We start from the raw sequence: 14,269 nt of genomic DNA, 5'->3' as shown, positions 1-14,269 counted from the left end.
AATCACCAGTTGGAGTTCACAAATCGTCAACATCATAGGCATTAATCAGGTGAAGCCCTTTAAAATAAGGCTTTCGAAAGAATAGTTCGATTCTTGGCGAGGCTACTTGAGATAAGAAAACCCTGAAAGCACTCTGCTTTTGGGGTTTTTTGGTTATATAGCCTTACAACAGGTTTATTTGACTCCTATATCTCTCCGAAAAAGTAATCGTTAATATTTTCATAATAAACTTATAAATCTTACATTTAATTCCCTCAAAGCCGTATATCTGGTAGCGGTTATTCATATCCTTAGGTGTAGTGACTTAAAGTAATTGGTCGGCGATGGGTTTAATTATTCCTTTCAAATACATGCTTCAAAAAAAGTATATTTTTCTGGCCCTAATTTTATTTTTCAGCTTTTTTTATTCCTGTAAAAACGCTACTTCTGAAGCCCCCAAGGCAGAAAGAAAAATTTCTTTTAATGAAGACTGGCAGTTCTTCTTGGGTGACTCCTCAAAAATGGCTTCTTCGGAAGCTCAATGGAGAACACTAGATGTTCCCCACGATTGGAGCATAGAGGGAGAGTTCAGCCCCAATCATCCGGCAGGAGTTGGCGGCGGAGCATTACCCGGAGGTCTTGGCTGGTATAAAAAGAACTTTACCATTGCAGCCGAAGACAGTACCAAACTAACTGCAGTAATTTTTGATGGCATCTATCAGAACAGTGAAGTCTGGATCAACGGGAATTATCTTGGGAACAGGCCGAACGGTTATATTGGGTTTCAATATGATTTTACTCCGTACCTCAATTACGGGGATGAGCAAAATGAAATCCTGGTAAAGGTCAACAATGCAGATCAACCAAATTCCCGCTGGTATTCAGGTTCTGGGATTTATAGAAATGTATGGCTGGAAAAAACAGATAAGTTACATGTACCTCAATGGGGAACATTTGTTACTACTCCACAAGTATCCAGAGACAGTGCTTTGGTTCAGGTTGAGGTAAGGCTTGCCAACAAATACAGCGGTGTCAAAATTGGCATTTTAGAGACCTCACTGTTTTACAAAGATCAGGAGGTTGCTTCAGCTGTTGCAGAATTTGAGATTCAGGCGCAGGATACTTCAGAAGTTACTCAGCAAATTACGGTTTCACAACCTCAGTTGTGGTCCACAGAAGGTCCGAAGCTCTATTCCGCAGTAACAAGAATTAAGGTGGACGGGGAAGTTGTTGATGAATATATCACGCAATTTGGGATCAGGGATTTTAAATTCGATCTTGAAAAAGGCTTTATTCTGAATGGTGAACAGGTGAAGATCAAAGGAGTAAACAATCATCATGACCTGGGGCCTTTAGGTGCCGCAGTTAATAAGAGAGCCATAGAGCGACAGCTGGAGATCATGAAGGAGATGGGCGTCAACGGAATAAGAACCGCCCACAATCCGCCCGCACCCGAGCTTCTCGAATTAACAGATAAAATGGGCTTTATTGTGATGGCCGAATCTTTTGACATGTGGGAAAGAGCCAAAACAGAAAACGATTACAGCAATTTTTGGGATGAATGGCACGAGCGGGATATGAAAGATATGCTCCTTCGCGACCGCAATCACCCCAGTATTTTTATATGGAGTATTGGCAATGAGGTGCCCGAGCAGTGGAGTGAGCGAGGTGCAGAAATTGGCAGGGAACTGGCTCGTATCACCAAAGAAGTTGATCCTACCCGCCCTGTCACCGCCGGAATGAATCCGCCAGTGCACACAAATGAAGACGACGTGACCTTACAGTTTGATGAGCCGCAACAGCCCAATGCTCTTGCAGGATCGGGAGCTTTAGATCTCATCGGGTACAATTATGCGCATCAAACTTACCCAAAACACCAGGTGAACTTCCCCAATACGCCTTTTATAGCCACCGAAACTACTTCGGCGCTGGCTACAAGAGGATATTATGAATTTCCTTCAGATACTACAAAGATCTGGCCGGTGCGTTGGGACCTGCCTTTTGACGGTGGTAATGCAGACAATACTGTTTCAGCTTTTGACCAGGTGAGAACGCCATGGGGCTCTACGCATGAAACTACCTGGAAGATCATCAAAAAGCACGATTTCCTTTCAGGATTTTACATCTGGACAGGGTTTGATTATCTTGGGGAGCCAACACCATACAGCTGGCCTTCAAGAAGTTCTTACTTCGGAATAGTTGATCTCGCAGGATTTCCGAAGGATTCTTATTACATGTACAAAAGTGAATGGACCAATGAACCTGTCCTGCATCTTTTGCCACATTGGAACTGGGAGGAAGGACAGACTGTTGATGTTTGGGCCTATTATAATAATGCCGACGAGGTTGAACTATTCCTGAACGGAGAATCTATGGGCACTAAGAAAAAGCAGGGAGATGACCTGCACGTGATGTGGCGCTTTCCTTTCAAAAATGGGATTTTGAAGGCTGTTTCCAGGAAAGACGGAAAAGTAGTGCTTGAAAAGAAAGTGAAAACCGCAGGTGAGCCTGCAATGTTGACCATGCAGCCCGACAGGCAAACAATTAAAGCAGATGGACAGGACCTGTCATTTATTACCGTAAATATTACAGATGAAGACGGGACTATAGCACCCCCGGCTAATAATGTTGTTCATTTTGAGGTAACAGGCAATGCAGAGATAGCCGGAGTTGCCAGCGGCGACCCCACGAGTCATGAATCTTTTAAGGGTAGCTCCCATTCAGCTTTAAGCGGAAAAGTTCTGGTGATCATCCGCGCCGGAAAAGAAGCCGGGCCGGTAGAAGTGACTGCCACTGCAAATGGTCTTCAAAAAGCTACCACCACCATAAATTTAGAATAGAAAATGAATCCCCTAAACCATAAAACTATAAAAATGAAGAACGGCTGGTTAAATAAGTTGGGACTTTCCTTACTTCTGGCACTTTTTGGAAGTTTTGGTGCCAAGGCACAAATTCAGGAAGTTGACATTCTCAACGCTCCGGTAGACGTAAGTAAAGACTTTGTCGATTATAATAACACCTTTTATTTTGCAGATGAGCTGGTAGATTTTGATCCCAAAACCGGAAAAGGCACAGTAAAATATCTTCGGCACGATTACCAGACCCGGCAGGCTTTTAACAACATGCTCATGCGGCCTGTTCCTGTTGAAGCTAATGAATTCCCCACAACCGAGTATGAAATTTCTCCGGAATTACCTTTTGAAGTTCAATTTGTGTCGGACAGGACTGTGCGCATAAAAATGGCTTCGGGACCACAATTCCACAAGCAAAAAGAGTCCCTCATGCTAATTGATGGTGTTGCGCCAAACCATCCCGAACTTTGGAAATATTCAAAGATCGAAGGAGGTCATAGCTATTCCAACCAGAACGGGAGAGTTGAGATTCTCACTAAGCCGTGGCACGTAAAATTGTATGATGAAACCGGGAAATTGCTCACCAGTACCTTACATCTTACAGATGTTGAAAACACTTACAAGGTCTTGCGGTTAAAGATCGCAAAGGGAACATTCCTTACGAAGATGCTGTTCTCGATTTCTCAAATCCTGAAACAGTTGATTGGTACCAGGGTAAACTGAAGCATTTATTCGATCAGGGAGTGGGTGTGTTTAAAGTAGATTTTGGAGAAGCTGCGCCCGCAACAGGATTATATCATTCTGGCCGTACTGGCTTCTACGAACACAACCTGTACCCGTTGCGTTATAACAAAGCCGTCGCCGAACTTACAAAAAAAGAAAAAGGATATTCTCTTATCTGGGCGCGAAGTACCTGGGCCGGTAGCCAGCGCTACCCACTACATTGGGGTGGAGATGCCGCAACGACCAACACTGCCATGTCGGCCACTCTTCGCGGCGGACTTTCCTTAGGCCTCAGCGGCTTCAGTTTCTGGAGCCACGACGTGGGCGGATTTGTAACAGCTGCCCCCGAAGATCTTTATAGAAGATGGACTCCCTTTGGGATGCTTTCATCTCACGTAAGAAGTCACGGGGAACCACCAACAGAGCCATGGCTTTACAATGAAAGCTTCCTGAAAGCCTTCAGAAAAGCTGATAATATGCGGTATGAATTAATGCCTTATATCTATGCCCAGGCAAAAGAGAGTGCAGAACAAGGGCTCCCAATGATGCGTGCGCTCTTCGTTGAATTCCCCAATGATCCGGGTTCCTGGTTAATCGATGATCAATATCTGTTTGGATCTGATATGCTGGTGGCACCGCTATTTGAAGAAACTACAGAGCGGAAAGTTTATCTTCCTGCGGGCAAATGGATCGACTATCAATCTGGAAAAGTTTACGAGAATGGCTGGCATACAATAAAGGCTGGTGAAATCCCTATTATCGCACTGGTAAAAGACGGTTCAGTGATCCCGCATATCAAACTCGCGCAGTCAACTCAGGATATGGATTGGAAAAATATACAGCTGAAGGTTTTTGCAAGCGACAATACTACTGCTGCTTCCGGAAAAGTCTTTTTACCTATAGCAACTAGAGCTGAAAGCATAAAGGTGTCAAAAAAGGGAAAATCCTTTGAAGTTCTGGAAAATCCGCTGAAGGGTCAGACCACCTTTAAAATTAAATGGAAGAAATAATCAATAACTAAAACCCGCTGATTTTTAGTAAATCTTTATTCAGAAATCGGCAGCAATGAATAGAATATCATGATAAGGAAATTAAGCATAATTCCTGCCCTGCTTTTCACTTTTGTGGGTTGTGCACAACAGGAAACAAACTACGAACTAAGATCCCCGGGAGGACAGAATAAGATCACTTTTGAACTGGAAAATGAAAGACCTACGTATTCAGTTTCTCATGAAGATACAGAGGTAATAAGCGCTTCAGAAATGGGTTTTGTCTTCAGAGATAATGATTCGCTAAGTAAAAATTTCAAAATAACAGATGTAGATCGCAGCACTTTTGACCAAACCTGGGAACAGGTTTGGGGTGAAAAGTCGAACATAAGGAACCACTACAATGAACTGCTCGTGAACCTTCAGGAGAAATCGGGCAAGCAAAGAAAATTGCAGGTGCAGTTCCGTGCATTTGATGATGGGATCGCTTTTAGATATATTTTTCCGGAGCAGGGAATTAAAGACAGCATTTTTATAATGGATGAACTCACCACTTTCAATCTTAAGCAAGATGGTAAAGCCTGGTGGATTCCTGCTTACCATGAACAACGTTATGAAAACCTTTATGAAGCTTCCCCGGTAAGTACTCTTGATACGGTACATACTCCGCTTACTATTGAAAGTGACAGCGGGCTTGCCTTAAGTTTCCATGAAGCAAACCTTACCGATTTTGCCAGCATGACCCTTTTCCCAACATCGGGTACAGAACTAAAGGCCGACCTTGTTCCATGGTCAGATGGCGTGAAAGTACGCACCACAGGTTCATTCACAACTCCGTGGAAAACTTTGCAAATAGCTAAAGAACCTAAAGATCTTATAACTTCTTATCTGATTCTAAACCTAAATGAACCTAATGAAATTGAGGATTCAAGCTGGATTGAACCATATAAATATATCGGGATCTGGTGGGGAATGCATATTGGAAAATACACTTTTTGGGAAGGTCCAGATCACGGAGCATCCACCAAAAATGCCAAAGAGCACATTGATTATGCAAGGCAGCTGGGTATTGATAACCTGCTCATAGAAGGTTGGAATAAAGGCTGGACTCCGCAGTGGTATGAAAATCATATGCACCAGTTTAATTTCACAAAATCTACAGATGATTTCGATCTTGAGGAAGTGACAGAATACGGTGCAAAGAACGGAGTACGTCTCGTTGGTTATCATGAAACCGGCTCTAATATCGATAATTACCTAAAGCAGCTAGACAGTGCTTTTGCCCTTTACAATAAAGTGGGAGTGCGCAGCGTAAAGATTGGACATGTAGGTTCCATGCTCAATATGAAAGAATGGCACCATGGGCAGTATGGGGTGAATTATTTCAGGTATATCCTTAAAAAAGCAGCAGATTATAATCTTACAGTTTATTTCCACGAGCCTATTAAAGATACAGGGGAACGCCGTACCTATCCAAACATGATGGCGCGTGAGGGTGGCCGTGGTATCGAGTATAACGCCTGGAGTGAAGGGAATCCGCCAAGTCATACTGCAATTCTGCCCTTTACCCGCTTCCTTGCAGGACCAATGGATTTTACTGCCGGAATTCTTGATGTAGAGAATAAACAGGGTTACCCCGGAAGAAGAGTACATTCAACGTCCGCAAAACAACTGGCACTTTTGGTAGTGGTTTTTTCACCTGTACAAATGCTGGCCGATCTGCCTGAAAATTACGTGGGTAAACCTGAATTTAAGTTTCTAAAGGATGTTCCTGTGAACTGGCAGGATACCAAAGTTCTCAATGGTTCAATAGGTGAGTATATCACGATTGTTCGTAAAGATATTGATAGTGACGACTGGTACCTCGGAAGTCTTAGCAATGAAGAAGCACGGGATCTTGAAATAGCTCTCGACTTCCTTGATGCCGATGCGACCTACGAAGCAGAGATCTATGCAGATGCTGAAGGAACAGGAATGAAAAATAATCCTACCAAAGTTGAGATTTCAACAAAAGAAGTGACTTCTAAAGACAAACTTAATCTCAAGTTGGGAGAAAGTGGGGGAGCTGCAATTAGGTTTAAAAAGTTGTAAATTTTCCTTCTGAAGAACAACACCTTAAAATCTCACTTTCTATCAATTTAAACCCAAGGTAACAGTAAGATTGACAAGGGCGCCCCTTCAGGTAAAAATAATCTAACAACGCATTATACGTTCAAAACCAAAATAATATGAAAAACAGATTTATACCATTAGTGGGCATTTTCAGCATTTTAAGCTTCACTGCATGTAATGATAGCAAGGGGGCAGGAGATATGGCTGTTGCAGAAACTTCTCAGGAAAATACCATTTTTGAGGGGAAACCACTAAGCATGGAATACGAAGAGGAGATTACGAATCTCATCTCTCAAATGACATTGGAAGAAAAAGCCGGAATGCTTCACGGTACCAGTATGTTTGCTACTTCGGGCGTACCAAGGCTGGGAATCCCCGAACTAACCATGGCCGATGGGCCGCTGGGTATCCGCGAGGAGATTTCCCGCGATTCATGGGCTCCTGCAGGTTGGGATAACGATTTTGCAACTTACTTACCGGCAGGCGCAGGGCTTTCGGCTACCTGGAATCCACAGCTGGCATATACTTTTGGAGATGTTATTGGCGCAGAGGCACGAGACAGGAATAAGGATGTTCTATTAGCTCCTGCATTTAACATCATCAGGACTCCGCTGGGTGGACGTACTTATGAATATTTCTCTGAAGATCCATTTTTGAATATCCAAATCACTGTGCCTTACATTGTGGGGGTTCAGGAGAATGATGTGGCAGTAAGTGTGAAACACTATGCAGCCAACAACCAGGAAACCAATCGTGGGACTGTAGATGTTCAAATGGATGAACGTACTCTTAGAGAGATCTACCTTCCCGCATTTGAAGCCGCAATTAAAGATGCCCACGCCTATACAGTAATGGGAGCTTATAATAAATTCCGTGGAGATTATTTAAACGAAAATGAATATATGCTTCAGGATGTCTTACGGGATGAATGGGGCTTTAAGGGAATTGTGATCTCAGACTGGGCGGCTATTCACAGCACAGTAAAAGCTTTAAAAGCCGGAGCCGATGTAGAGATGGGAACTCCCGGTCCTTTTAACGAGTTCTATTTTGCCGATCCACTTATTGCAGCAGTAAAATCGGGGGAACTTTCAGAAGAAGAGGTAGATAAACACGTGAGAAGGGTTTTACGATTGATGTATAACATCAAAAGCATTGACACAACAGGTCGTGCAAAGGGAAGTAGAAATACCGAACAACATTTAAAAGATGCTTACAACATTGCTTCAGAATCTGTAGTACTTCTCAAAAATGACAAAAATATGCTGCCTTTAAATCTTGAGGACCTAAAAAGCATTGCGGTAATTGGAGACAATGCAACAAAAAAGAATGCTTTGGGAGGTTTTGGAGCCGGTGTAAAAACAAAACTAGAGGTAACTCCGCTGGAAGGACTTAAGAACAGGCTGCCAGAATCTGTAAAAATCACTCATGCGCCGGGTTACCTGGAGCGCTATTCTAAAACAGATAAAGCAAAATTCGGGGATATTACCTTAGATGGTCCTGTAACCATAAACGAACTTGACCCAAAACTGTTAGAAGAGGCTGTAAATGCTGCTAAAAATTCTGATGTTGCCATCATCTTTGCAGGTTCTAACCGTGATTACGAGACTGAAGCTTCAGACCGTGCAAGCCTTGATCTACCATTTGGACAGGAAGAATTAATAGCGAAGGTAATGGAGGCCAATCCTAATACTATTGTGGTGATGATCGCTGGTGCTCCTTTTGATATTGAAAATATCGAACAACAAACTTCCACGCTCGTGTGGAGCTGGTTCAATGGTTCTGAAGGGGGTAATACCCTTGCAGATGTACTTCTTGGAAAAGTAAATCCTTCCGGAAAACTTCCATGGACAATGCCTAAGGATCTTAAGGATTCTCCTGCTCATGCCAACAACAGCTTCCCCGGAGACGAGGTAGCTACTTATGATGAAGGTATACTGGTAGGGTATCGCTGGTTTGATACTAAAAACCTTGAACCTTTATATCCTTTTGGCTACGGACTTTCCTATACAGACTTCGAATTTGCCAACGTAAAAGCTGACAAAAAAGAAGCCTACAAGGCAGATGAAACTATCCAGGTTTCTGTAGATGTTAAGAACACCGGAGAATTTGATGGAAAGGAAGTAGTACAGCTTTATGTTTCAAAATCAGATTCTAAAGTAGAGCGTGCCGCGCAGGAGCTTAAAGGCTTTAAAAAGGAAATGATCGCCCAGGGCGAAACAAAAACGGTGACTATTGATGTTCCGGTCAGGGATTTGGCGTACTACGACATGAACTCCGGACAATGGACTGTAGAACCAGGGGCCTATACTCTTAAGTTAGGTAATTCTTCAAGAAACCTGCAGCAGGAAGTAGTTGTTGAAATACAATAAAAGCAACATCAAGATAAGGTGTCAAAAATGGCATTTTTGACACCTTATCTTTAAAAGCTTCAACCGGATTTATCCGGAAGTTGGTGTAAGCTCCCCCTAATTAGAACTGCTTGATGATATAAAATTATTGTTTTTGGTTTTATCTGTAGTTGCTATTAGAGAATTAAATTCTGCATATTCTATTGGAGCCATTTTTCCTAATGCATCGTGAGGTCTTTGATTATTGTAATCATCCATCCATACCTGTGTTTGTTCTCGTACCTGATCCAGATCTTCAAAAATGTATTTATTTAAAACTCCTCTTCTATAACTTCCATTGAATCGTTCAATAAAAGCATTCTGTGTAGGTTTTCCTGGTTGGATATATTTGAAGTTGATTCCATGCATCTGACTCCATTCTGAAGCTATTTTAGCAATAAACTCAGGACCATTGTCCATTCTTATTTTCTGAGGTTTTGTTCTTCGATTAATTAGGTGGTTTAATACCCAAATAACTCTATTGCTGGGCAAGGAAAAATCTACTTCTATGTGAAGTGCCTCCCGGTTATAATCATCAATAATAGTAAAGGCCCTAAACCTTCTTTTATTATCCAGGACATCTGTCACAAAATCCATACTCCAGGTATGATTAAGGGTCTCAGGTACTTCTAAGGGTTCTTTTACTCTTGCTGGTAATCTTTTCTTCACTTTACGCCTTAAGCTTAAGCCAAGGTTTTTATAGACACGATAAACTCTTTTATGGTTCCACGGCTTTCCTTCCTTACGCAGTCGCTCATAAGCCATCCAAAAACCTTCCTCACTATACTTCTCTGCCTTTTGCTGTAAGGCTTCTTCTATGGGTTTATCATCTTTAGGGAGAGGTTTATAATAAAACACACTCTTGCTCATTTTTAAAACACGGCACGCCCTGCTTATACCGTAATGAGCAAGTTCTTTAGCTATGGTTCGCTTACGGCAAGGCTTTAGAGCTTTTTTTCGATGATCTCTTTAGCCATCTCATGATCCAAAGAAAGGGTGGCATACATTTGCTTGAGTCGACGATTCTCTTCCTCAAGTTCTTTGAGTCGCTTAAGCTCTTTGCCATTCATTCCGCTAAAACGTTCTCGCCATTTGTAAAAAGCAGCGGTGCTTACACCATATTCACGACTGATCTCGGCAGCTGTTTTACCGTTATCGAATTCTTTGAGGATCTTAGAGATTTGCTGAGGGGAAAATTTACTTTTTTTCATACTGTTTAAAATTAAGAGTTATTATACTTTTAAACAGTTCGGTTTTAAGGGAAGCTTACATTGGTATACATTTGAAAAAAATACTCATCATATTAATTTTAGGTCTGTTCATATCCTGTAGTTCTAAGGAAAATTTAAAAGGAACTTGGATTGGAGCTTACTCCTATTCAAATAATTCGGACTCCAATATGAACCTACCACAACGGATCGTCGTTACTTTCGAAGAAGATAATTATTTTGCGAAAAGCTTTAAATACGACTATAGATCAGAATCAGACTTTGAAAAGGGAACTTATAATTATAATGGCAAAACTATTTTCTATAACTCTGACAAAACAAATACTGCTGTTCTTGAAAATATAAGTCAGGATAGTTTGGTTATAAAAGGATTGGAAGGATCCAATAATACCGTTTATAAAAGACTTGAAGATTCGTTAAAGAGTAAATCCGACCATATAGAATTAAAAGGCAAGCGCTTTTTAAGAACATCTCAAGATTATAGTGATACTTTGAATTTCATAAATGATAGTATAGTAATCAAGAGTGGGGAAAGTAATAGGAAACTTGAAATGCATTGGGAAAGAATTAGTCATAACGGCTTTGAAATTCTTTTTATGGATTTAGATATCCCATATATTATTTGGGAAGAAAGAGATGGAAAACTGAAATTAACAGGTCTCCATAAAAATAGGTATGAGTTAGAACTGAGGGAATTGGAGTAATAAGTATACCAACAAAATATACGAGACGAAATACACAGAAGGAAAACCAGGGGACGATTCAGGAGGAGCGAGATTGGGATTCGCTGGATGACACTTATTATTTTAAAGGCGGCACAAAATAACCTGAATTTTTAACTGTCTTATCTGCTTTTAAAAAGATAATATTGTTAATTTTAACTAAATTACTTCTCTTATATATTTTGTCCAAATGTTATTAAAGACTACACTTCAGGCTAAGATTATGCTGGCGCTACTGTTGGTCGCCAACCTGGTATCAGCTCAAAATCACTCAAACTCCACGCTTGTTCAGCAAAATTCCGAAGAAGAAATAGGATTTAGTGAAGAACGGCTGGAAAAGATTGATAAGATGATCACTGAAGCAATTTCAGAAAAAGAAATTCCGGGGGCTGTTGTTCTGATAGCAAAAGACGGAAATATCGTTTATCACAAAAGCTTTGGAAAAGCCGATGCCGGGGGCAAAATGTTGAAGAAAAATGACATTTTTAGAATCGCATCGCAAACTAAGGCAATAACTTCAACTGCGGTAATGATGTTATGGGAAGAAGGAAAATTTAAACTGGATGACCCCATTTCAAAATATATTCCTGAATTCAAAGACCCTCAGGTTATAGCCACATTTAATGCGGAAGATACTACCTACACAACCAAACCTGCAGGTAAGGAAATTACCATCCGCCAACTACTTACCCACACTTCAGGCCTGGGATATGGAAGAATAGATTCTGATGATAGAATACAAAAGATATATGCAAAGGCCGGAGTGGTAGATTTATATACAACAAAGGAGATAAGCATTGGCCAAAATGTGAAAAAGCTTGCAGGTTTGCCGCTATATGCGGTTCCCGGTGAAGAATGGCATTACGGTGAAAGCCTTGATGTGCTGGGGTATTTTATAGAAAAAGTCTCAGGTCAAGCCTTTGATGAGTTTTTAGAGGAAAGGATTTTTGATCCGCTAGGGATGCAGGACACACAGTTTTATATCAATGATGATGATAAGAACGATCGCCTGGTTAGTGTGCAGCACAAAGTGAATGGAGAATGGCAGAATTTTCCTGTAACATTTTACGATCCCGAATATCCTGTAAAGGGTGCAAAAAGCTTCTTTTCGGGTGGGGCAGGGCTCACCAGTACAGCAGAAGATTATGCCCGTTTCCTCCAAATGTATATCAATGGAGGTGAACTTGACGGAAACAGGATCTTAAGCAGAACCACTGTAGATCTTATTATGCAAGACCAGGCAAAAGAACTTTATAAAGATCAAAATAAGGATTACGGGCTGGCATTTTCTGTTCTCAACAAAGAAGGAGTGCGCACCGGCGGGTTAGGAAGTGAGGGTACTTTTGACTGGGGAGGTTACTTCAATACCCAGTACTTTGCCGATCCCAAAGAAAATCTCATCGGCATCATTATGAAACAAACTCAGGGTGCCACCCAGGATGAAACCGCCTGGAAGTTCAGGCAAATGGCCATGTCTAGTATTGCTGATTAAGGATTTGTTAATTAGATGTTTAAGTCGTAAATGACAGCGACTTTAATTCACTTCATTTTTCCTTAAGATTTCGTGAAATAACGTGCAGTTAACAGTCTGTGGGAGTATAATTCTGTAATTTAAGATCATAACCATAAAAAATAATATAGTTATGAAAAGAATTTCTTACAAATTGTACAGCGGACTAGTAGTTCTGATGTTACTTCTTGCCTCTGGACAGGTGACTGCCCAAGACCAGGAGAGAATCATGGACATGGAGAAGCGCGAAGTAATAAAATCTGATGCCATGGATGCTAAAATGGCATTTATAAGAGCAAATCCAAGACTTGAGACTATGCTCAATGATGCAGCCGGATATGCCATTTTTCCCAATGTAGGGAAAGGAGCATGGATCCTTGGTGGGGCAGCAGGAAACGGTATTGTTTATGAAAACGGACAGGTTGCCGGATATACAGAGCTTAGACAAATTGACGTAGGATTCCAATTTGGAGGAAAAGCCTTTAGAGAGCTTATAGTTTTTGAAACCCAGGAAGCTCTAAATAAATTTAAAGAAGGAGATTTCGAATTTGGAGGTAGTGCATCTGCAGTGATCTGGGATGAAGGAGCTGGTGGAGCCATTACTTTCGAAAATGGTGCCGGAGTAGCAATTATGCCGAAAGCCGGAGCCATGGCAGGTATCTCTGTAGGTGGTCAGGAATTTGATTACCGCGCCGCCCAATAAAAGTCCTTAAAATGATATTTTTAAAACCGGATCTTTTATGATCCGGTTTTTTTATGCTGAATTGTGATTGTTAAAAGAGATGTAGCGTATTTAATTTTATTCTTCTGAAGCAGAAACACAAGATTATATCTGTTCAAAAACTGAAGTGCCTGAAGACTGCCTGAAGACTGAATACTGACCACTGCCTACTAAATTAAGCTCCCTGCCCCACGTTTTGCATGATTCCGCCGTCCATAACATAAGTAGAGCCGGTAACATAATCTGAGTCTGAAGAGGCCAGGAAGACTGCCAGTTTCGCTATTTCTGAAGGTTTTCCTGCACGTTTCATGGGAATATGCGCTACTTGTTTTTTACGTGTCTCTTCGTCGTCTATGGCTTCCTGATTCATTGGGGTAAGGATCATTCCGGGAGCTATGTTGTTAACATTGATGCCCTCTTTGGCCAGTTCCAGTGCCAGCACGCGGCTAAAGTTGCGTACAGCTCCTTTAGAAGCACAGTATTCGGCGGTACCGGGAGCCGGAATTTCCTCGTGAACCGAGCTTACATTGATAATTTTTCCTTTTGTTCCCTGCTTCCGAAGTTCTTTGATAAACCTTCGGGTGCAAAAGAAGGTGCCATAAAGATTGGTTTTAATAGCCTTGTCAAAATTTTCGGTAGGCATTTCGGCTACTTTAAAACCCTGCCCGTCAATCGCGGCATTATTCATAAGAATATGCAGCTTTCCGAATTTTTCTATGGCCCGGTCAAACATTTCTTCCACATTTTTTTCTTCAGAAATATCTACCTGTAGCAGCAAACCTTTCCTCCCTGTTTCCTCCACTTTTTGAAGCGTATCTTTAGCTCCCTTTTCATCAGAGTGATAGGTGATCACCACATCTGCTCCCTCTTTTGCAAATTCAATAGCCGTAGCCTTACCAATTCCTGAATCAGAGCCGGTAATGAGTGCAACTCTTCCTTCTAGTTTTCCCATATCTTCAGTTTTAGTTGATTTTTAATAGGTTATCAACCTAACAAGGAAATTTATAAGCCGCAGTTAACAAAAAGATAATTATGATACCGGCTA

General features: G+C 41.4%; 10 protein-coding genes. 8 read left to right on the top strand and 2 right to left on the bottom strand.

Features of this window, described 5'->3' with window-relative positions:
- The first annotated feature begins 323 nt into the window (after positions 1-323).
- From galB to V5739_RS07020, 5 genes are all read left to right on the top strand, one after another.
- The gene (galB, locus tag V5739_RS07040) at positions 324-2,819 is read left to right on the top strand and encodes a beta-galactosidase GalB (RefSeq protein ID WP_423820178.1); all 2,496 of its coding nucleotides are present in this window, start codon (positions 324-326) and stop codon (positions 2,817-2,819) included.
- 33 nt (positions 2,820-2,852) lie between these two features.
- Positions 2,853-3,554, top strand: a complete 702-nt coding sequence (locus V5739_RS07035; protein WP_423820177.1) for a hypothetical protein — start codon at positions 2,853-2,855, stop codon at positions 3,552-3,554.
- Entirely contained in the window at positions 3,485-4,564 is a 1,080-nt protein-coding gene (locus V5739_RS07030) for a glycoside hydrolase family 31 protein (protein WP_423820453.1), read from the top strand. The genes V5739_RS07035 and V5739_RS07030 overlap by 70 nt, the downstream gene beginning before the upstream one ends.
- Before the next feature lie 69 nt (positions 4,565-4,633).
- A complete protein-coding gene (locus tag V5739_RS07025; protein WP_423820176.1) occupies positions 4,634-6,634 on the top strand; it encodes a glycoside hydrolase family 97 protein in 2,001 nt (666 codons plus the stop codon).
- 137 nt (positions 6,635-6,771) lie between these two features.
- Positions 6,772-9,024, top strand: a complete 2,253-nt coding sequence (locus V5739_RS07020; protein ID WP_423820175.1) for a glycoside hydrolase family 3 C-terminal domain-containing protein — start codon at positions 6,772-6,774, stop codon at positions 9,022-9,024.
- A gap of 96 nt (positions 9,025-9,120) precedes the next feature.
- Here V5739_RS07020 and V5739_RS07015 read toward each other — a convergent pair.
- Positions 9,121-10,253 (bottom strand): IS3 family transposase gene (locus V5739_RS07015; RefSeq protein WP_423818085.1). Its coding sequence is split into 2 segments (ribosomal slippage): positions 9,121-9,992 and positions 9,992-10,253, totalling 1,134 coding nucleotides; the frame shifts between segments, so codons are not numbered across the junction.
- Positions 10,254-10,324: 71 nt separating this feature from the next.
- Between V5739_RS07015 and V5739_RS07010 the strand changes: the two genes are divergently transcribed.
- From V5739_RS07010 to V5739_RS07000, 3 genes are all read left to right on the top strand, one after another.
- A complete protein-coding gene (locus V5739_RS07010; protein WP_423820174.1) occupies positions 10,325-10,975 on the top strand; it encodes a lipocalin family protein in 651 nt (216 codons plus the stop codon).
- Positions 10,976-11,183: 208 nt separating this feature from the next.
- The gene (locus V5739_RS07005; RefSeq protein WP_423820173.1) at positions 11,184-12,485 is read left to right on the top strand and encodes a serine hydrolase domain-containing protein; all 1,302 of its coding nucleotides are present in this window, start codon (positions 11,184-11,186) and stop codon (positions 12,483-12,485) included.
- Between the two features lie 151 nt (positions 12,486-12,636).
- Complete coding sequence (locus V5739_RS07000; RefSeq protein WP_423820172.1) at positions 12,637-13,206, top strand: YSC84-related protein; 570 nt, start codon at positions 12,637-12,639, stop codon at positions 13,204-13,206.
- Between the two features lie 193 nt (positions 13,207-13,399).
- Here V5739_RS07000 and V5739_RS06995 read toward each other — a convergent pair whose 3' ends face one another.
- Positions 13,400-14,176, bottom strand: coding sequence for an SDR family NAD(P)-dependent oxidoreductase (locus V5739_RS06995; protein WP_423820171.1), 777 nt, complete (start codon positions 14,174-14,176; stop codon positions 13,400-13,402).
- Positions 14,177-14,269: the final 93 nt, after the last annotated feature.

It is taken from the genome of Salinimicrobium sp. TIG7-5_MAKvit (assembly GCF_049569215.1).
Taxonomy (GTDB): domain Bacteria; phylum Bacteroidota; class Bacteroidia; order Flavobacteriales; family Flavobacteriaceae; genus Salinimicrobium; species Salinimicrobium profundisediminis.
Note: the sequence above shows the minus strand (reverse complement) of the source record. Positions and strands in the feature narration are given on the sequence as shown.